This is a genomic window from Kluyvera sp. EC_51 (assembly GCF_019584505.1).
Taxonomy (GTDB): domain Bacteria; phylum Pseudomonadota; class Gammaproteobacteria; order Enterobacterales; family Enterobacteriaceae; genus Kluyvera; species Kluyvera sichuanensis.
This window is the reverse complement of record NZ_VDAG01000122.1, coordinates 92649-111065: the sequence shown is the minus strand read 5'-3', so window position 1 is coordinate 111065 and position 18417 is coordinate 92649. Positions and strand designations below refer to the sequence as shown.

The 18417-nt window shown below is 53.4% G+C and carries 17 protein-coding genes and 1 pseudogene; 8 read left to right on the top strand and 10 right to left on the bottom strand.

Annotated elements, in window-relative coordinates; translation table 11 throughout:
- Positions 1 to 554: 554 nt before the first annotated feature.
- Entirely contained in the window at positions 555 to 989 is a 435-nt protein-coding gene (locus tag FHC49_RS23965; protein WP_220441026.1) for a DoxX family protein, read from the top strand.
- A 143-nt stretch (positions 990 to 1132) separates the two neighbouring features.
- On the top strand, positions 1133 to 1411 hold the full coding sequence (locus FHC49_RS24855) for a Hok/Gef family protein (protein ID WP_370631790.1): 279 nt from the start codon (positions 1133 to 1135) through the stop codon (positions 1409 to 1411).
- A gap of 49 nt (positions 1412 to 1460) precedes the next feature.
- Here the strand turns inward: FHC49_RS24855 and hcr are convergent, their stop codons facing one another.
- The 4 genes from hcr to aqpZ form a co-directional block, all read right to left on the bottom strand.
- The gene (gene hcr / locus FHC49_RS23955; protein ID WP_220441025.1) at positions 1461 to 2429 is read right to left on the bottom strand and encodes an NADH oxidoreductase; all 969 of its coding nucleotides are present in this window, start codon (positions 2427 to 2429) and stop codon (positions 1461 to 1463) included.
- Between the two features lie 10 nt (positions 2430 to 2439).
- The gene (gene hcp / locus FHC49_RS23950) at positions 2440 to 4092 is read right to left on the bottom strand and encodes a hydroxylamine reductase (RefSeq protein WP_220441024.1); all 1653 of its coding nucleotides are present in this window, start codon (positions 4090 to 4092) and stop codon (positions 2440 to 2442) included.
- A gap of 145 nt (positions 4093 to 4237) precedes the next feature.
- Positions 4238 to 5137 carry a lysine exporter LysO family protein gene (locus FHC49_RS23945; protein ID WP_185666596.1) on the bottom strand — a complete coding sequence of 300 codons (900 nt, stop codon included), beginning with the start codon at positions 5135 to 5137 and terminating at the stop codon, positions 4238 to 4240.
- Between the two features lie 187 nt (positions 5138 to 5324).
- Positions 5325 to 6017, bottom strand: a complete 693-nt coding sequence (aqpZ, locus tag FHC49_RS23940) for an aquaporin Z (RefSeq protein WP_185666594.1) — start codon at positions 6015 to 6017, stop codon at positions 5325 to 5327.
- A 375-nt stretch (positions 6018 to 6392) separates the two neighbouring features.
- Here aqpZ and FHC49_RS23935 point away from each other — a divergent pair, with 375 nt between their 5' ends.
- Positions 6393 to 8051 (top strand): ATP-dependent endonuclease, encoded by a 1659-nt coding sequence (locus FHC49_RS23935; protein ID WP_185666593.1) that lies wholly within the window; start codon positions 6393 to 6395, stop codon positions 8049 to 8051.
- On the opposite strand, the gene FHC49_RS23930 is transcribed toward FHC49_RS23935, so the two are convergent.
- Positions 8048 to 9004, bottom strand: coding sequence for a VirK/YbjX family protein (locus tag FHC49_RS23930; protein ID WP_220441023.1), 957 nt, complete (start codon positions 9002 to 9004; stop codon positions 8048 to 8050). The two genes, FHC49_RS23935 and FHC49_RS23930, sit on opposite strands and share 4 nt — an antisense overlap.
- 173 nt (positions 9005 to 9177) lie before the next feature.
- Entirely contained in the window at positions 9178 to 10131 is a 954-nt protein-coding gene (locus FHC49_RS23925) for a VirK/YbjX family protein (RefSeq protein ID WP_220441022.1), read from the bottom strand.
- Between the two features lie 162 nt (positions 10132 to 10293).
- Here FHC49_RS23925 and macA point away from each other — a divergent pair, with 162 nt between their 5' ends.
- Together macA and macB are read left to right on the top strand one after the other, a co-directional pair.
- Positions 10294 to 11409 carry a macrolide transporter subunit MacA gene (gene macA / locus FHC49_RS23920; RefSeq protein ID WP_220441021.1) on the top strand — a complete coding sequence of 372 codons (1116 nt, stop codon included), beginning with the start codon at positions 10294 to 10296 and terminating at the stop codon, positions 11407 to 11409.
- On the top strand, positions 11406 to 13346 hold the full coding sequence (gene macB, locus FHC49_RS23915) for a macrolide ABC transporter ATP-binding protein/permease MacB (RefSeq protein WP_220441020.1): 1941 nt from the start codon (positions 11406 to 11408) through the stop codon (positions 13344 to 13346). Before macA ends, macB begins: the two co-directional genes overlap by 4 nt.
- A 75-nt stretch (positions 13347 to 13421) precedes the next feature.
- On the opposite strand, the gene cspD is transcribed toward macB, so the two are convergent.
- Complete coding sequence (cspD, locus tag FHC49_RS23910; protein ID WP_035896359.1) at positions 13422 to 13643, bottom strand: cold shock-like protein CspD; 222 nt, start codon at positions 13641 to 13643, stop codon at positions 13422 to 13424.
- A 395-nt stretch (positions 13644 to 14038) separates the two neighbouring features.
- Between cspD and clpS the strand changes: the two genes are divergently transcribed.
- The 3 genes from clpS to FHC49_RS23895 all read left to right on the top strand — a co-directional run bounded on the left by clpS (position 14039) and on the right by FHC49_RS23895 (position 17069).
- Positions 14039 to 14359: an ATP-dependent Clp protease adapter ClpS gene (gene clpS / locus FHC49_RS23905; protein ID WP_035896358.1), complete on the top strand. Its 321-nt coding sequence runs from the start codon at positions 14039 to 14041 to the stop codon at positions 14357 to 14359.
- Between the two features lie 29 nt (positions 14360 to 14388).
- The gene (gene clpA, locus FHC49_RS23900) at positions 14389 to 16665 is read left to right on the top strand and encodes an ATP-dependent Clp protease ATP-binding subunit ClpA (RefSeq protein WP_035896357.1); all 2277 of its coding nucleotides are present in this window, start codon (positions 14389 to 14391) and stop codon (positions 16663 to 16665) included.
- Between the two features lie 173 nt (positions 16666 to 16838).
- Positions 16839 to 17069 carry a DUF2554 family protein gene (locus tag FHC49_RS23895; RefSeq protein ID WP_185666586.1) on the top strand — a complete coding sequence of 77 codons (231 nt, stop codon included), beginning with the start codon at positions 16839 to 16841 and terminating at the stop codon, positions 17067 to 17069.
- Between the two features lie 105 nt (positions 17070 to 17174).
- Here the strand turns inward: FHC49_RS23895 and infA are convergent, their stop codons facing one another.
- The 3 genes and pseudogenes from infA to aat all read right to left on the bottom strand — a co-directional run bounded on the left by infA (position 17175) and on the right by aat (position 18381).
- Positions 17175 to 17393: a translation initiation factor IF-1 gene (infA, locus tag FHC49_RS23890; protein ID WP_002211347.1), complete on the bottom strand. Its 219-nt coding sequence runs from the start codon at positions 17391 to 17393 to the stop codon at positions 17175 to 17177.
- Positions 17321 to 17476 (bottom strand): annotated as a pseudogene (locus FHC49_RS24515) (hypothetical protein); the annotation flags it as partial. The pseudogene FHC49_RS24515 and the gene infA, both read right to left, overlap by 73 nt.
- A 200-nt stretch (positions 17477 to 17676) precedes the next feature.
- Positions 17677 to 18381 (bottom strand): leucyl/phenylalanyl-tRNA--protein transferase, encoded by a 705-nt coding sequence (gene aat, locus FHC49_RS23885; RefSeq protein ID WP_220441019.1) that lies wholly within the window; start codon positions 18379 to 18381, stop codon positions 17677 to 17679.
- Positions 18382 to 18417 lie beyond the last annotated feature (36 nt).

Here is an 18417-nt window from a genome sequence, read left to right as displayed (position 1 = left end):
GAGTATTAGTAACAATACCATTAAGAACATCACCAACAATTTATCTCGCATTCTTTTCTGCATCCATCAGATTATAATACAATGATTTCCATATTCTTCATCAGACATATTTATTGAAGATACCCATGCTACTGACATGGATTGAAAATATACAGCATGAAGGATTGATATTAAATATTAAGCTTGAGTAATTAAGTACTATTCCATTATATGATTAATTATACAAATGTTTATCCGATTGATAAGGTGGTAGCTTATAGTTAAAGTGAAAAATCCTAAAGCCGATTCAAAGTCTGGTTATTTAAAATAGTATAACTAAAGGTCTAAATCAGAACGTCGTGTAATGGATTTATTTCTGACTCCACTAAGTGGTCTATGAGTCGTCGTTCAGTGCTTTTCTTTGTATTTACCCGATTGAATTGTGATACAGGTTACACTTTCAGATTAAATCCGTCGTTTCACTCAAAAAATACCCTTATTTTCAGCAGGTATTTTTCGTAAATGAGAAGTAGTACGGTAAATGTTCTACAGGGATAAACAGGGAAAAAATTTAAATGATTATAAAGTTGCTCCAGGCAGTGAACCGCACGTTGTCGCACGAGGATTTTGGCAAATTATTACTGCGTCTTGTCGTCGGCGGCCTGATGCAGTTCCATGGGCTGCACAAGTTGTTTGATGGGGTTGACGGGATTAGTGCGATGCTGGTAGCAAAAGGGCTGCCGGGCTTTATCGCCTATGGCGTGCTGGTGGGTGAGGTGGTTGCGCCTATCCTGCTGATCCTCGGGGTACTGACCCGCCCTGCGGCGCTGGTGTTAGCGTTTACGATGGTTGTGGCATGGCTGATGGTTGGGCTGGATAAAACCGTCGCACTGGATAAAACCGGGGCATGGGCGATTGAAAGTCTGGTGTACTTCTTTGTGGCGGCGCTGGCGATTGCGTTTCTCGGTGCTGGCAAATATGCGCTGGGCGGGAAATCAGCCTGGCAATAGTTTGGATTCGGACCGACATCTCGGCAGACGGTAATGCAGGAAAGGGTGAAAATGCGCTCGGGTGCTTGAGGCTATCTGCTTCAGGTACTCTGCGGTAGATAGAGAAAAGCCCCACTCGACTCTAAATCGAATGGGGCCCCTATATGCTCGACGCATACAGGCTAGCCTCTTACCCGCCGAAAGGCAAGGAGATGTTAGCCATGAAGCAGCAAAGCTGGAGATTTATCACATTGATAATTATCTGTATTACCGTTGTTATGGTGGTGCTGATAACGAGAAAAGATCTCTGCGAGGTGCGTCTGAAAACGGGGCAAACCGAGGTGGCTGTTTTACGGCTTACGAATCCGAGTAAGAGCACCGGCGGGGAGTCATCCCCGCCACTCTTTATGTGTTGGCTATCTTCATGGCACCCACAGACGTAAAAAAGGCCACCCGGCAAAACCGGGTGGCCTTTTCACATCGTAGCGCCGATTACGCCAGTACCAGATCGCCCTGCGGATGGCAGGAACAGGCCAGTACGTAGCCGTCGGCGATTTCTGCCTCGGTCAACGTCATGGTGCTGGTAACCGTATACTCGCCGGAAACCACTTTGGTTTTACAGCAACCGCAAACGCCTGCGCGGCATGCGGCAACGATTGGCATTTTGTTACTTTCCAGCGCGTCCAGCAGCGTGGTGCCGACCGGTGCGTAGAACTCTTTTGCCGGCTGCAGCTTGGTGAACTTCAGGCCGCTGGTTGCTGCATCAGCCACCGGGGTAAAGAACTTCTCTTTAAAGAAGCGCGTCACGCCAAGCGCCTTCACCTCTTTCTCGACCATATCCATGTACGGCGCTGGGCCGCAGGTCATCACGGTGCGAGAAGCCAGGTCCGGCACGCTTTTCAGCAGTTCAGTACTCAGTCGGCCAGAAACAAAGCCATGGGTTGCATTATTTTCCGCGACCAGCGTGACCGGATACTGGCGCCACTCTTCGGCAAAAATGACATCCTGTGGCGAGCGCACGTTAAAAATAACCTGGACATCGGCCTCTGGACGGTACTTCGCCAACCAGCGACGCATCGACATAATCGGCGTAACGCCGCAGCCGGCGGCCAGCATCAGGAACTTGTCATCTGCTTTATCTTCACAGGTAAATTCACCCATCGCATCGGACAGCCAGATGTAGTCGCCGCGCTTCACATCGCGGGTCAGCCACTGCGAACCGGCACCGTCATCAATACGGCGGACGGTCAGCGTAATGTATTCGCTCACGCCCGGCGTAGAGGAGATAGTGTAAGCACGCAGCGTATCCGCTGAGTTGCGCACGCTGACCAGTGCATACTGCCCGGCGTGGTACGGATAATAGTCGTGGCAGAGCAACGAAATTGTCCATACGTCCGGCGTTTCCTGATGGATGTGGTGAACCTGCATCCGCCATGGGCACTGATGTGTTGGCATTGTCATTCTTTACTCCTTACGCGCTCAGCAGCTGCTTCATATCTTCTTCAACGGTGGTCACGGAACGCAGACCGAATTTCTCGTTGAGGACTGCCAGCAGGTCCGGCGTGAAGAAGCCTGGTGCAGTTGGGCCAGTGACGATGTTTTTCACGCCCAGAGAGAGCAGGGTCAGCAGGATCACAATCGCCTTCTGTTCGAACCAGGAGAGCACCAGAGACAGCGGCAGGTCGTTCACGCCGCAGCCCAGTTTTTCTGCCAGCGTTACCGCCAGGATAATGGCAGAGTAAGCATCGTTACACTGACCGGCATCGACCAGACGCGGCAGGCCTTCGATATCGCCGAACTCCAGCTTGTTGAAGCGGTATTTACCGCAGGCCAGGGTCAGGATCAGGCAGTCATCCGGTACGCTGGTGGCGAAATCGGTGAAGTAGTTACGTTCACCGCGTGCGCCGTCGCAGCCGCCGACCAGGAAGATGTGACGCAGTTTTTCGCGGCTCACCAGATCGATCAGAGTATCCGCTGCGCCCAGCAGGGTCTGACGGCCAAAACCAACGGTGATCAGGTGTGGGATTTCGCTGTACGGGAAGCCAGCCATCTGCTGTGCCTGAGCGATAACCGGGCCGAAGTTGTCGCCTTCAAGGTGGCTTACGCCCGGCCAGCCGACGATGCTACGGGTCCAGATACGGTCGTCGTACGCGCCTACGGTTGGGTCGATGATGCAGTTAGAGGTCATCACGATTGGGCCAGGGAAGCGGGCAAATTCAACCTGCTGGTTCTGCCAGCCGCTGCCGTAGTTACCGATCAGGTGTTTGAATTTACGCAGCTCTGGGTAGCCGTGTGCTGGCAGCATTTCGCCGTGGGTATAGACGTTAACGCCGGTGCCTTCAGTTTGCTCCAGCAGGTTGTAAAGGTCTTTCAGGTCGTGGCCGGAGATCAGAATACATTTACCTTCGGTCGCTTTCACGTTGACCTGAGTTGGCGTTGGGTGACCGTATTTAGTGGTTTCACCGGCGTCCAGAATGCTCATCACTTTGAAGTTCATCTGGCCGATTTCCATTGAACACTCCAGCAGAGCGTTCATGTCGGAAGGCCAGGTGCCCAGCCACGCCATGATTTTGTGGTACTGCGCGTAGATGTCGTTGTCGTACTGGCCGAGAACGTGGGCATGTTCCATATAGGCCGCCGCACCTTTCAGGCCGTACAGGCACAGCAGACGCAGGCCCATAATGTTTTCACCGATAGCTGCTTTATCTTTGTTTGGGGTGAACTCAGCGGCCTGCTGTTGCAGGGCTCCCAGATCGTCGCTGGCCAGCTGCAGGTCAGCCATTGGGTTATCAACGGTGGCGTTGGCATCTACGGCCAGGCACTGTGCTTTCAGCGCATCACGCATCGCGATGGCTTCACGGGCATAGCCAACGATACGTGGGGAATCGAAGTTAACGTTAGTCAGGGTAGAGAAGAACGCGCGCGGGGCGAAGTTATCGACGTCGTGGCTGATAATGCCGTATTCGCGAGCTTTAACCGCCCATGCGGACAGACCTTGCAGGGACGCAATCAGCAGATCCTGCAGATCGGACGTTTCTGCGGTCTTACCGCACATACCCTGTGCATAAGAGCAGCCGTTCCCTGCCGGAGTACGGATGGTTTGTTCACATTGCACACAAAACATGGTCACACCTTTTAAAGTTATATTTAATATACATGTTTAAGGGTAAGCCTGGTGCTTAGCCTTGAAAAGGGATTTCTGGTGCAACTTAAAGGGAGGTTGATTTAGCGCAATTTTGGCGGCAGCCGGGGCTACCGCCATAGAGGTATCAGGCGGTGAAGAAGGCCATCATCAGAGGAACCAACAGGCTCAGCAGGAAGCCGTGGACGATGGCAGGTGGCACCATTTCTACGCCACCGGAACGTTGTAGCACCGGCAGGGTAAAGTCCATTGACGTTGCGCCACATAGCCCCAGCGCCGTTGAGCGACTGCGGCGAACCAGACCGGGGATCAGCATGATGGCGAGCAGTTCGCGCGCGAGGTCATTAAAGAAGGTGGCGCTGCCGATCACCGGGCCATAAGCATCAGTCAGAAGAATACCTGAGAGCGAATACCAGCCGAATCCAGAAGCCATCGCCATTCCGGTTTTAATCGGCAGTCCGAGCAGAAAAGCGTTAATCACCCCGGCTACCATAGAGCTTGCGACCACCACCAGCGCAATTAGCATGCCACGGCGATTGAGAATTATCTGTCGCAGCGTCATACCACTATTTCTCAGCTGAATACCTACAAGGAACAGGAGGAAGATAAGCGTATATTCGCTGGCGTCGGTGGCATGCTGTAAAAAAGCAAAACCGCTTAGTCCAACCACAAAACCGGCTATAACCACAAAGCACAGTTTTAATGATTCCAGCGCCATGGCGACGCGGGACGGTAATTTTTCCTGATGGTGTGGATGCCCCCACGGACGCACTTTTTCAAGCCACATTAGCGCCAGCATATTGCACGCTAAAATAACCACAATACTAATGGCGGAATAGTGGAAAATAGCTAACAGGTTATCCGCCAGATTATCCAGGAATGCCAGACTGATCCCCATAAAGAAGAGAATAAGATAAACAATCCAGCTCAGCAGACGGTTGATTAGCTGCAGCGCGCTGCGGTGGGTGAGGGGGATAAGGTAGCCGATAATGAGTGGCACCAGAATGATTAGCAATCCCGATAACATGGCGAGCTCAGTTCCTTGCAGTGTTGAAATAGCGCACAGACACTACCGAAAACCCCATTCTGAGTAAAGCCACGAAAAAAGAAAGACCCGACAAAGCCGGGTCTTTCTTATGTAGCCCGATCAAGCGAAGCGCCGCCGGGGATACCCGGAGTCGGCGCCTGAGCGCCTCGTCCGGGCTACAGCCGTATTATTTCTTTTCCAGCAGGGTGCGATAAATCAGACCACCGAGGATACCGCCGATAATTGGCATGACCCAGAAGAGCCACAGCTGGTTCAGTGCCCAACCGCCCTGGAAGATAGCCACTGCAGTACTACGCGCCGGGTTAACAGAGGTGTTAGTCACTGGGATGCTGATCAGGTGGATCAGGGTCAGCGCCAGACCGATAGCAATAGGGGCGAAGCCCGCTGGCGCATTTTTATCAGTTGCACCGTGGATAACCAGCAGGAAGCCACAGGTCAGTACGATTTCAATCACGATAGCGGACAGCATGGAGTAGCCACCCGGTGAGTGTTCGCCGTAGCCGTTAGAAGCGAAACCACTGGCTGCTGCGTCAAAGCCTGCTTTACCGCTGGCGATGAGATACAGAATAGCAGCAGCGATAATCCCGCCCACAACCTGAGCAATGATATAACCGATAACGTCTTTAGCTGGGAAACGACCGCCCGCCCACAGGCCCAGCGTCACTGCCGGGTTAAAATGGCCGCCAGAAATGTGCCCTACAGCAAAAGCCATGGTGAGAACGGTTAAACCGAACGCCAGCGCCACACCCGCAAAGCCAATCCCTAACTCTGGGAATGCTGCAGCCAGAACCGCACTGCCGCAACCACCAAATACCAGCCAGAAGGTGCCAAAGCACTCTGCAGCCAATTTTCTAAACATAACCACCTCGAATTAAAAATATCATCGTCATAAAGGATGACGACTGAATTTATACCGGCCTGAATTGAGCGGCAGGCATAGTCAGCGCTATTTTAGAAACTAACGTCATCCCTTAACCAGTTAAATAAATACGCGAACTTTGATACAAAACAATGTGGTGTTAATCCTTGAGCAATTCATTCTTTAATTTAGAGTGTAGTGCATTATTTTCGGAATAATCGTGAAGAGTGATTGAGAGCGCATTTTATTACTTTGCACGGTTAATGACGCCTTCTTCTACCTGAAAGTAATGGAATGAGCGGATGTCAACGCCCCTCCATGCCGCTATACTGCGAGAATGAAAGGAGAGCAGGCGTATTGTGTTACGGAGGAGTTATGCTTCTTGAGCGCACCGAGATTGCAGGGTTTCGCGGCATCAACCGTTTGTCGTTAATGCTGGAACAAAATAATGTCTTAATCGGCGAAAACGCCTGGGGTAAGTCGAGTCTGCTGGATGCATTGACGCTGCTGCTTTCCCCGCATGAAGGGCTGTATCACTTTGTCCGCAACGATTTCTGGTTCCCGCCCGGCGATGTTCAGGGGCGCGAACATCATCTGCATATTATTCTGACCTTTCGCGAGAACGAGCCGGGACGCTACCGCGGGCGTCGCTACCGTGGCCTCACCGGCTGCTGGTCGCTGTGCCCTGACGGCTATCAGCGCATTTTCTATCGCCTGGAAGGTGAACTGGCCGCCGACGGTAGCGTACTGACTTTACGCAGCTTTATCGACAGCGACGGCCAGGCGCTGGAACTGGATGATATCGATGCCTGCGCGCGCGAACTGATTCGCCTGATGCCGGTGCTGCGCCTGCGCGATGCCCGTTTTATGCGTCGTATTCGTAACGGCACCGTGCCGAACGTACCGGATGTCGAGATTACCGCTCGTCAGCTGGATTATTTGTCGCGTGAGCTGGTCACCAGCCCACAGAACCTGAGCGATGGGCAAATTCGCCAGGGGCTCTCGGCGATGGGGCAACTGCTCGAACACTACTTTTCAGAACAGGGATCCGGCCCGGCGATTCAGCGCCTGATGCGTCGGCGCTCTCACGATGAACAGCGTAGCTGGCGCTATCTCGATCTTATTAACCGCATGATAGATAAACCCGGCGCCCGCAATCACCGGGTGATCCTGCTGGGCATGTTTGCCACCTTATTGCAGGCGAAAGGGACGGTCAGGCTGGATAAAGACGCTCGCCCGCTGCTGCTGGTGGAAGACCCGGAAACCCGACTGCACCCCATTATGCTCTCTGTGGCCTGGAGCCTGCTGAACTTGTTGCCATTGCAGCGTATTGCCACCACGAACTCTGGTGAACTGCTGTCGCTGACGCCGATGCAGTACGTTTGCCGTCTGGTGCGTGAATCGTCCCGCGTTTCCGCCTGGCGCTTAGGGCCGGAAGGGATGAACGCTGAAGATAGCCGCCGCATCTCCTTCCATATCCGCTTTAACCGCGCTTCATCGCTGTTTGCCCGCTGCTGGCTGCTGGTGGAAGGCGAGACGGAGACCTGGGTGATTAACGAACTGGCGCGCCAGTGCGGCCATCACTTTGATGCTGAAGGGGTGAAGGTGATTGAATTTGCCCAGTCGGGGTTAAAGCCGCTTATTAAGTTTGCGCGCCGGATGGGCATTGAATGGCACGTGCTGGTCGACGGTGATGAGGCCGGGAAGAAGTATGCCGCCACCGTGCGTGGTTTACTCAACAACGACCGGGATCAGGAACATCATCACCTGACCACGCTGCCGGCGCTGGACATGGAACACTTTATGTATAAGCAGGGATTTTCCAGCGTCTATCATCGCGTTGCTCAGTTACCGGAGAATATCCCGATGAATATGCGTCGGGTGATTACCAAGGCTATCCATCGCTCGTCAAAACCCGATCTGGCCATTGAAGTGGCGATGGAGGCGGGCCGGCGGGGGACTGAAGCCGTACCGCCTTTACTGAAGAAAATGTTTTCCCGCGTCGTCTGGCTGGCGCGCGGGAAGGCAGATTAGCGCTTGCTGGTCTGCAAAATCTGCTGCTGGAGCGTATCCAGCAGCTCGTAGCGGCGGCGGTACTCCGCCCGTTTTTTGCTGGCAATCTCTTCCATGGTTTTACGTGGCAGCATCAGCGGCAGCACGTAATCTCCTTTGCTATCTACCGTTGCGCTGAGCGATTCCCAGAAGCTGTTGTAATCGGCATGCAGTTTGTCGCGTTTTTTACGACGATAGCGCAGGCTCTGGTAGATATGCGTCTCGTTGCTGACGGCGCGAACGTGTTCTACCGACAGCGGTGTCGCCAGCGTTAACAGCGCATCCACCACCAGGCGTTTCGGGAACAGGCCATGACAGGCTTTTGTTGCTGTCTGGATTAGCTGATGTGGAACGTGCGCCTTCGCCCCCTGCAAACCCCCAATATAAAAGGTATCCGCCCCGTTGAACTGGCATAACGTAAACGTTAGCTCCGCCAGCACGGTGTTGTTTTCATCACGAAACGTTAGCGTTGCTTCACCTTCTTTATCCTGCATGGCATCTGCGTTGAGGCGAATAGCGTACTGCTGACCGTCTTTGCCGTTAATGGTCGCCAACAGCGCGCCGTGCGGTGAGAGGTAGCCTTTCGTTACATGTTCCGGCAGATGGCTCAGCAACTGCTGGTAGTGCCAGCTTAACGCCTCGATGGTCTGTTGATGATCGGTGTGGACAGACAACCACGGACGGTGCAGACGGCACGGTAGACCAGGCTGTACATCAAGGATCTGTTTTAAATGTGGTTGTTTTGCCAGGTTCGCCAGCAGCTTGCCGGTCATGCGCGGCGTGCTCAGTGAACGCAGCATGAACTTAAAGCGATAGCCTGGATTTTCCCACGCTCGGCCAGGCGTTAACGCACCGGTTGATAGCAGCCGAAAGAAATGCCAACTGGATTCTGGCTGCAGGGCAGTGGAGAGGGAAAGTTCGGCGAGGCTGGACATAGGAATAATCTCATAAGAAAGATTTGCCTATTTAAGCAACGAGATTCTCAACACAATTTCAACAAATGTAAGAATTGTGGAGATTAATCTTTGTTGATGAAGCGTTTAGGTTTGGTGGCGTCTGTTTTTTTCGTATTTCTACGCACCACATCAGCAGTGCGTAGAAAAAGAGATTAGCGCTGGCCAAAGAGCGTCGACATTTGCGTGCCAATGGTATCCAGCAACTCAAAGCGGCGGCGGTACTCTGCGCGTTTTTTGCTCGCAATTTCGGCAAGATCTTTGCGGGCAATAGTGACAGGGATATGGAAATAGCGGTTTTGATCGCATTCACCGCCTACGGCTTCCCAAAAGCTGTCGTAATCCGAAAGGACGGCTTTGTTTTTATCGTGGTAGCGCTCGCCACGGAAAATATGGACCGTGTTGCTGACGGCGAGAATTTGTTCCACCTGCAGACGGCCTGCAAAGTGGCAAACGGCTTCCATCACCAGGCGTTTCGGGAACAGGCCGTGGCAGGCTTTGGTCGCTTCCTGAATGGCTTCATGAGGAAGTTCACGTTTACCGCCCTGCAGGCCACCGATAAACAGCGTCCGTTGGTTCTGATAGCTCAGGATGGTAAAGGTCATTTCCGCCAGCGTATCGCCATTCGCGTTACGCATCAGGATAGTGCTATCGCCCTCTTTGTCGAGATTGACATCCATGGTCAGTTCAATGCTGAAGACCTCACCGTTTTTCCCCTCTAGTTTTGCAAGTGGGAAATACTGCGAATTCAGATAGGTCTCAAACTCTTCAGGGGACATTGCCTCGGATAACAGCTTATAGTGATAACGCAGCGCATCCACAATCAAAGGGCGAGGGAAATTGACCGCCAGATAAGGACGATGCAGTCGCACCGGCAGGCGAGGTTGACGGGCCATGACCGCGTTAAGATTTGACCATTGAGATAATTCGTGCATCCAATCGCGGTTTAAGCGTGGCATCAATAAAGAACGCACCATAAACTTCCGCCGGAAGCTGTTTTTATGCCAGTGTTCGCTAGGACGCCACTGCCCGCTGAACAGGCTAAAAAACAGCCCAAGGCTGGAGAAAGAATGCGCTGGAGGAAGAGAGTTATCACTGAGCTGAGACATTGATGGCGACCTGATATAAAAAACTTTTCCAAAGTTTACAATTGGAAAACTAAACCAATTCTCAATCATCGGAAAATTCTTAGATATCTTTAGTGATTGTTTATATTTTGTTTACGCTTGCCTTTTCATTCTGATGGATACACTGGGGAATTCAGGATTTTTATGAACATCAAGGGAAAGTTTAAAAAACGCTATGCAATCGCGGCAATCGTCGTGATTATCGCCGTGATAGCAGTCTGGAAAAAGCTGAACGCGCCGTTGCCCAACTACCAGACGTTGATTGTCCGTAAGGGCTCCCTGGAGCAGAGCGTGCTGGCTACCGGTAAGCTTGACGCGCTGCGCAAAGTAGACGTTGGTGCGCAGGTGAGCGGGCAGTTGAAAACGCTGTCGGTAAGCATTGGCGATAAAGTCGCGAAAGATCAGCTGTTGGGGGTGATTGACCCCGAACAGGCGCAAAACCAGATAAAAGAGGTAGAAGCCACGTTGATGGAACTGCGAGCGCAGCGCCAGCAGGCTGAAGCCGAATGGAAGCTGGCGAGTGTAACCCTTTCACGCCAGCAGCAACTGGCAAAAACCCAGGCGATTTCGCGCCAGGATCTGGATACCGCTGCCACCGAAATGGTGGTGAAAAAGGCGCAGATTGGCACAATTGACGCACAAATTAAGCGAAATCAGGCCTCTCTTGATACCGCCAAAACCAACCTCGATTTCACGCGTATCGTCGCGCCTATGGCGGGTGAAGTTACGCAAATTACTACCCTGCAGGGGCAGACGGTGATTGCCGCCCAGCAGGCGCCGAATATTCTGACCCTTGCCGATCTCCGTACGATGCTGGTGAAAGCGCAGGTGTCGGAGGCTGATGTTATCCACCTTAAACCAGGGCAGAAAGCCTGGTTTACGGTGCTGGGTGACCCGCTGACGCGTTATGAAGGCACGCTCAAAGACATTCTGCCAACGCCGGAGAAGGTCAACGACGCCATCTTCTACTATGCCCGTTTTGAAGTGCCTAACCCGCAGGGCGTTTTGCGCCTCGACATGACGGCTCAGGTACATATCCAGCTCAGCGGCGTAAACGATGTGCTGACCATCCCGCTTTCCGCGCTGGGCGAGAACGTGGGAGACAACCGCTACAACGTGCGTCTGCTGCGTAACGGCGAGGTGAAAACCCGTGAAGTCGTGATTGGCGCGCGCAACGACACCGATGTGGAAATTGCCAAAGGGCTGGACGCGGGCGATGAGGTGATTACCGGAGAAGGTAAAACCGGGGCTGCACAATGACCGCACTGCTTGAACTGAGCAACATCCGCCGCAGCTACCCGTCCGGTGACGGCAGCGTGGATGTGCTTAAAGGCATCTCTCTGCAAATTAACGCCGGTGAGATGGTGGCGATTGTCGGCGCTTCCGGCTCGGGTAAATCCACCCTGATGAATATCCTCGGCTGTCTTGATAAGCCTACAAGCGGGACTTATCGGGTTGCCGGGGTCGATGTCGCGACGCTGGATAGCGATGCGCTGGCCGCGCTGCGGCGCGAGCATTTTGGCTTTATCTTTCAGCGCTACCATCTGCTGTCTCACCTGACGGCCGCGCAGAATGTTGAAGTGCCAGCCGTCTATGCTGGCATGGAGCGCAAAGCCCGTCTTGAACGCGCGGAAGAACTGCTGCAGCGTCTTGGGCTTGCCGATCGCGTGGATTATGCCCCTTCGCAGCTTTCCGGCGGCCAGCAGCAGCGCGTCAGTATCGCCCGCGCGCTGATGAACGGCGGCCAGGTGATACTTGCTGATGAACCCACGGGGGCGCTCGATACCCATTCGGGTGAAGAGGTGATGGCTATCCTGCATCAGCTAAAAGAGCAGGGTCACACCATTATTATCGTCACCCACGACCCGCAGGTTGCCGCACAAGCCGAGCGAGTGATTGAGATTCGTGACGGCGAAATTATCCATAATCCGCCCCCGCGTCAGACGACGATGGCGGCGCGCAAACCCGCGGTTCAGAATGCGTCCGGCTGGCAGCAGTTCAGCAACAGCTTCCGCGAAGCGCTGTCGATGGCCTGGCGCGCGATGGTTGCCAATAAAATGCGCACGCTGCTGACCATGCTGGGCATTATCATCGGCATCGCCTCTGTGGTCTCTATCGTGGTGGTGGGCGACGCGGCCAAGCAGATGGTGCTGGCGGATATTCGCGCCATTGGCACCAACACCATTGACGTCTATCCGGGGAAAGATTTCGGCGATGACGACCCGCAGTATCAGCAGTCGTTGAAATACGATGACCTGCTGGCGATTGAAAAGCAGTCGTGGGTCAGTTCCGTCACCCCATCGGTGTCAAAAAACCTGCGCGTCAGGGCGGGCAATATTGATGTCGCCACCAGCGTTCAGGGCATCGGTCAGCACTATTTTAACGTCTACGGTATGACCTTCAGCGAAGGGAACACCTTTAACGATGTGCAGGCCGCGGAGCGTTCACAGGTGGTGGTGCTTGATAGCAACACGCGACGTCAACTGTTCCCGAATAAAGTCAATGTGGTGGGTGAAGTCATCCTGGTCGGCAATATGCCCGCGACGGTTATCGGCGTGGCAGATGAAAAACAGTCGATGTTTGGCAGCAGCAAAATTCTGCGCGTCTGGTTACCTTACTCGACGATGTCCGGGAGGGTGATGGGACAGACGTGGCTCAACTCGATTACCGTCAGGGTGAAAGAGGGTTACGACAGCAGCCTTGCAGAAGAGCAACTCACTCGGCTGTTAAACCTGCGGCACGGGAAGAAAGATTTCTTTGTCTGGAACATGGACAGCGTCTTGAAAACGGCTGAACGCACCACACATACATTACAGCTGTTCTTAACGCTGGTGGCGGTGATTTCGCTGGTGGTGGGCGGCATTGGGGTGATGAACATTATGCTGGTGTCGGTGACCGAGCGTACCCGGGAAATCGGCATTCGTATGGCGGTTGGGGCGCGAGCCAGCAACGTGCTGCAGCAGTTCCTGATAGAGGCGATCCTGGTCTGCCTTGTCGGCGGCGCGATCGGTGTGGCGCTTTCCATGATGATTGCGCTGCTCTTACAGTTGGTGCTGCCGGGATGGGAAATTGGCTTCTCGCCGCTGGCGCTGCTGACGGCATTTATCTGCTCGACGCTGACCGGCGTGCTGTTTGGTTGGTTACCTGCGCGCAACGCCGCCCGGCTCGATCCGGTCGATGCGCTGGCGCGGGAATAAGCGCAAAAGAAATGAAAAAATGCCAGTCAGAAGGACTGGCATTTTGACAGCGGGATGTACACAATGGGGCAGTAACTAGGCGGCTGTTTCTGCTTCCAGAGGGATAATCACGCTGGCATGATTACCTTTCGGCCCCTCGTGGACATCAAACTGGACGGATTGCCCGGCTTTTAACGTTCTGTACCCATCCATCTGGATGGTGGAGTAATGGGCGAAGATGTCCTCGCCACCGCCTTCCGGGCAAATAAAACCGAACCCTTTAGCATTGTTGAACCACTTAACAGTACCCATTTCCATACTTCGACATCCTTCGTAACACTATTATACGTTTATAAGTAGATGGAATGAACCGGTGGTGGAGTCAGGAGTTGTTCAAAACCTCACCAACTCTCGCCAGTACAATTTAGATATTTCGCACAATGCGTCAAGCGTTTGAGGGAGGCTGAAGGGGGAAAATGCATCAAAATTTGAAGCAGTTAACGCTATTGACGGGAATGTGACAGAGTTCGCGAATGACAGCTATAGGTGATAGCTATCTATGATCTACAGTAAATTTAGAACGTGTATGCACAGGAGCAAGTGGCGGCGTAGCAGACGGTAAATGTGTCATTAATACCGTCAATACTACGAGGCGCTAAAGTGCAAACAGGAACGTCAGCAGCACGAGATGACACCCACAATGATGACTGACAATGAGTAAGACCAGAGACTGGCTGGATTTCGACCAGCTTTCGGCAGATAAACTTCAGGATGGGCTTAAGCCCCCATCGATGTATAAAGTGATATTGGTCAATGATGATTACACTCCGATGGAGTTTGTTATTGACGTGTTACAAAAATTCTTTTCTTATGATGTAGAACGCGCAACACAACTGATGCTAACGGTTCACTATCAGGGTAAAGCAATTTGTGGTGTCTTTACGGCAGAAGTCGCCGAGACCAAAGTTGCCATGGTGAATCAGTACGCGAGGGAGAACGAGCATCCACTGTTGTGTACGCTGGAACAAGCCTGATACAGGCATGAAAATTGGGGGAGGTGCCTATGCTCAATCAAGAACTGGAACTCAGTTTAAACATGGCTTTCGCCAGAGCGCGCGAGCACCGTCACGAGTTTATGACCGTCGAGCATCTGTTGCTGGCTCTGCTTAGCAACCCATCAGCCCGTGAAGCGCTGGAAGCGTGCTCGGTCGATCTGGTGGCGCTGCGTCAGGAACTCGAAGCCTTCATCGAACAAACCACGCCGGTGCTACCGGTCAGTGAAGAAGAGCGTGAAACGCAACCGACGCTCAGCTTCCAGCGTGTTCTGCAGCGCGCGGTCTTCCACGTCCAGTCTTCTGGGCGTAGCGAAGTCACCGGCGCTAACGTCCTCGTGGCGATTTTCAGCGAGCAGGAGTCGCAGGCTGCGTATCTTCTGCGTAAACATGAAGTCAGCCGCCTTGACGTGGTGAACTTCATCTCTCATGGCACGCGTAAAGACGAGCCAAGTCAGCCTTCCGATTCCGGGAATCAGCAGACTAACGAAGAGCAAGCAGGCGGGGAGGAACGTATGGAAAACTTCACCACCAATCTTAATCAGCTTGCTCGCGTCGGGGGAATTGACCCGCTGATTGGCCGCGACAAAGAGCTGGAGCGCGCCATTCAGGTGCTGTGCCGTCGCCGTAAGAATAACCCGCTACTGGTGGGTGAATCCGGTGTCGGTAAAACGGCGATTGCGGAAGGCCTCGCGTGGCGCATTGTGCGTGGCGATGTGCCGGAAATCATGGCCGACTGCACTATCTACTCGCTCGATATCGGTTCGCTGCTGGCGGGCACCAAGTATCGCGGCGATTTCGAAAAACGCTTTAAAGCTCTGCTCAAGCAGTTAGAGCAGGACACCAACAGCATTCTGTTCATCGACGAAATCCACACCATCATCGGTGCGGGTGCCGCGTCGGGTGGGCAGGTAGATGCCGCGAACCTGATTAAACCGCTGCTCTCCAGCGGCAAAATTCGGGTAATGGGCTCCACCACGTACCAGGAGTTCAGCAATATCTTTGAGAAGGACAGGGCGCTTGCGCGTCGTTTCCAGAAAATCGATATTACCGAACCGTCGGTAGAAGAGACCGTACAGATCCTGAACGGCCTGAAGCCGAAATACGAAGCGCACCACGATGTCCGTTACACCGCGAAAGCGGTACGTGCGGCAGTGGAGCTGGCGGTGAAATACATCAACGATCGTCATCTGCCGGATAAGGCCATTGACGTGATTGATGAGGCAGGCGCTCGCGCCCGTCTGATGCCGGTGAGCAAGCGTAAGAAAACGATCAACGTGGCGGACATCGAATCCGTGGTCGCGCGTATTGCGCGTATCCCGGAGAAAAGCGTCTCCCAAAGCGATCGCGATACGCTGAAAAACCTCGGCAACCGTCTGAAGATGCTGGTATTCGGCCAGGATAACGCTATTGATGCGTTGACCGAAGCCATTAAGATGAGCCGCGCAGGCCTCGGCCACGATCATCGTCCGGTGGGCTCCTTCCTGTTTGCTGGCCCGACTGGGGTGGGTAAAACGGAAGTAACCGTCCAGTTGGCGAAGGCGATGGGCATCGAACTGCTGCGTTTCGATATGTCCGAGTATATGGAACGCCATACGGTGAGCCGCCTGATCGGTGCGCCTCCGGGATACGTTGGTTTTGACCAGGGCGGCCTGCTGACCGATGCGGTTATCAAGCATCCGCACGCGGTACTGCTGCTGGACGAAATCGAAAAAGCGCACCCGGACGTCTTTAACCTGCTGCTGCAGGTGATGGACAACGGCACGCTGACCGATAACAACGGTCGTAAAGCCGATTTCCGTAACGTGGTGCTGGTGATGACCACCAACGCCGGCGTACGTGAAACCGAGCGTAAATCGATTGGCCTTATCCAGCAGGACAACAGCACCGACGCGATGGAAGAGATCAAAAAGATCTTTACGCCAGAGTTCCGTAACCGTCTCGACAACATTATCTGGTTCGATCATCTGTCGACTGACGTGATCCACCAGGTCGTCGATAAGTTCATCGTCGAGTTGCAGGTTCAACTGGATCAGAAAGGCGTGTCGCTGGAAGTCAGCCAGGAGGCCCGCAACTGGCTGGCCGAGAAAGGCTACGACCGTGCGATGGGCGCGCGTCCTATGGCGCGTGTGATTCAGGACAACCTGAAAAAACCGCTGGCCAACGAACTGCTGTTTGGCTCGCTGGTTGACGGCGGCCAGGTCACCGTGGCGCTCGACAACGAGAAGAACGAGCTGACCTACGGCTTCCAGAGTGCGCAGAAGCATAAGCCAGAAGCGGCGCATTAACGTTAATCACATGCGGTAAAAACAAAAACCGAGCTGACAACAGCTCGGTTTTTTTATGCGCCATCTTCGGTGTTTCACGCTGACATTCCATTTTCGCAAATTTGAACAGCTGGATAATAACCAGACGTAAGGGTTGGCATGATGGAGGCAGAAGATAACCAGGCGGTGGCATAATGTTTTCGAAATTGTTATCGGTGATTTTACTCACCTGCGCGTTATTCTCTGGCCAACTTATGGCCGGCCATAAAGGACATCAGTTTTTGTGGGTTAAAAATGCCGATCACCAGCTACGTCATGAAGCGGATAGCGATGAGCTACGCGTGGTGGCGGAAGAGTCAGCGGAAGGGCTGCGTGAGCACCATCACTGGCAAAAATCGCGTAAACCGGAAGCGCACAATTTATGAGGTCATGTGGAAAAGGAAAAAAAATGCCCCGCAATAAGCGAGGCATTACTATTCAGCAAATAGCGCTCGGCGAAAGTAGCGCCAGACGCTCATTATCTGCGGAGGTTAGCGACTACGGAAGACAATGCGGCCTTTGCTCAGGTCGTACGGGGTCAGCTCAACAGTCACTTTGTCGCCCGTCAGGATACGGATGTAGTTTTTGCGCATTTTACCGGAGATATGTGCAGTAACCACGTGCCCGTTTTCCAGTTCTACGCGGAACATGGTATTAGGTAACGTATCAAGAACGGTACCCTGCATTTCAATATTGTCTTCTTTGGCCATCTAATCCTCTGGGGTATCACTACCGTAATTTGAACCGGCAAGATAATGCCGAAGTTCATCAAGTAAGTAAAGAATTGTCCGTCTTAATCGGCGAAAGTCGTTTTTGCGCATTACCCTTTCACCACACAAATGCATCGTGTGATGGGCACGAACCAGGCCGGAAACAGCAGGATAAACGTGGGCGTTATCTGACTCGAAGATTCCCAAACGTCGGCGGGGTAAAAGGCAGAAGCGACTCTCGTCGGCAATTATATCATCCTGATGGCAATTGTGCTGAAATCATTTACGCTTCAGGTAAAAAGAGCGCTCGGGGTACCCAAAACTTATCGGCAAGCGGCTGCATGCGGAGCGTATTGAGATGCTCGAGGTAGTCGCGACGCGGGATTTCCTCCGCGCCCAGGGAAGCGGTGTGGCTATTGAGCACCTGACAGTCGATGAGTTTGCCACCCGCCTGACGGAATGCCTCGCAAAAGACGTACAGCGCCGTCTTAGAGGCGTTCTCCGCGCGGCTGAACATCGACTCGCCGCAGAACAGTTCGCCCATGGCAACGCCGTACATGCCGCCTACCAGCGTGTTTTCCTGCCATACCTCGATAGAGTGCGCATGACCAAGTTCATGCAGGCGATGATAGGCCTGGCTGATACTGGTTGTGATCCAGGTACCTTCGTGACGATCCTGCGCGCAGCCGGCGATCACATCGCTAAAGGCGTAGTTGATCGTCACGCGATAAGGGGAGGTTTTGTGAAACCGCTTCATGCTGCGGCTGAGGTGAAACTGCTCAGGCCACAGCACGGCGCGGGGATCCGGCGACCACCAGAGAATGGGATCGCCGGGCGAAAACCACGGAAAAATGCCGCGCTGATAGGCCATCAGCAGGCGCGCGGGGCCGAGATCGCCCCCTAAAGCGAGCAGTCCGTTTGGTTCACGTAATGCGCCCTCAGGCGAGGGAAACGCGATCGAGTGTCGAGAAAGCTGGACAAGGCGCATGTCGCGATGACCTCACGAAACAGGGTTAACTAATCA

Bases quoted from the DNA above. Each gene is read 5' to 3' on its own strand.
- macB (WP_220441020.1), top strand. From the start codon at position 11,406: ATGACCGCACTGCTTGAACTGAGCAACATCCGCCGCAGCTACCCGTCC.
- FHC49_RS23925 (WP_220441022.1), bottom strand. From the start codon at position 10,131: ATGTCTCAGCTCAGTGATAACTCTCTTCCTCCAGCGCATTCTTTCTCC.
- aat (WP_220441019.1), bottom strand. From the start codon at position 18,381: ATGCGCCTTGTCCAGCTTTCTCGACACTCGATCGCGTTTCCCTCGCCT.
- aqpZ (WP_185666594.1), bottom strand. From the start codon at position 6,017: ATGTTTAGAAAATTGGCTGCAGAGTGCTTTGGCACCTTCTGGCTGGTA.
- hcr (WP_220441025.1), bottom strand. From the start codon at position 2,429: ATGACAATGCCAACACATCAGTGCCCATGGCGGATGCAGGTTCACCAC.
- FHC49_RS23935 (WP_185666593.1), top strand. From the start codon at position 6,393: ATGCTTCTTGAGCGCACCGAGATTGCAGGGTTTCGCGGCATCAACCGT.
- macA (WP_220441021.1), top strand. From the start codon at position 10,294: ATGAACATCAAGGGAAAGTTTAAAAAACGCTATGCAATCGCGGCAATC.
- FHC49_RS23965 (WP_220441026.1), top strand. From the start codon at position 555: ATGATTATAAAGTTGCTCCAGGCAGTGAACCGCACGTTGTCGCACGAG.
- cspD (WP_035896359.1), bottom strand. From the start codon at position 13,643: ATGGAAATGGGTACTGTTAAGTGGTTCAACAATGCTAAAGGGTTCGGT.
- FHC49_RS23930 (WP_220441023.1), bottom strand. From the start codon at position 9,004: ATGTCCAGCCTCGCCGAACTTTCCCTCTCCACTGCCCTGCAGCCAGAA.
- FHC49_RS24855 (WP_370631790.1), top strand. From the start codon at position 1,133: ATGCTCGACGCATACAGGCTAGCCTCTTACCCGCCGAAAGGCAAGGAG.
- infA (WP_002211347.1), bottom strand. From the start codon at position 17,393: ATGGCCAAAGAAGACAATATTGAAATGCAGGGTACCGTTCTTGATACG.
- FHC49_RS23895 (WP_185666586.1), top strand. From the start codon at position 16,839: ATGTTTTCGAAATTGTTATCGGTGATTTTACTCACCTGCGCGTTATTC.
- hcp (WP_220441024.1), bottom strand. From the start codon at position 4,092: ATGTTTTGTGTGCAATGTGAACAAACCATCCGTACTCCGGCAGGGAAC.
- clpA (WP_035896357.1), top strand. From the start codon at position 14,389: ATGCTCAATCAAGAACTGGAACTCAGTTTAAACATGGCTTTCGCCAGA.
- clpS (WP_035896358.1), top strand. From the start codon at position 14,039: ATGAGTAAGACCAGAGACTGGCTGGATTTCGACCAGCTTTCGGCAGAT.
- FHC49_RS23945 (WP_185666596.1), bottom strand. From the start codon at position 5,137: ATGTTATCGGGATTGCTAATCATTCTGGTGCCACTCATTATCGGCTAC.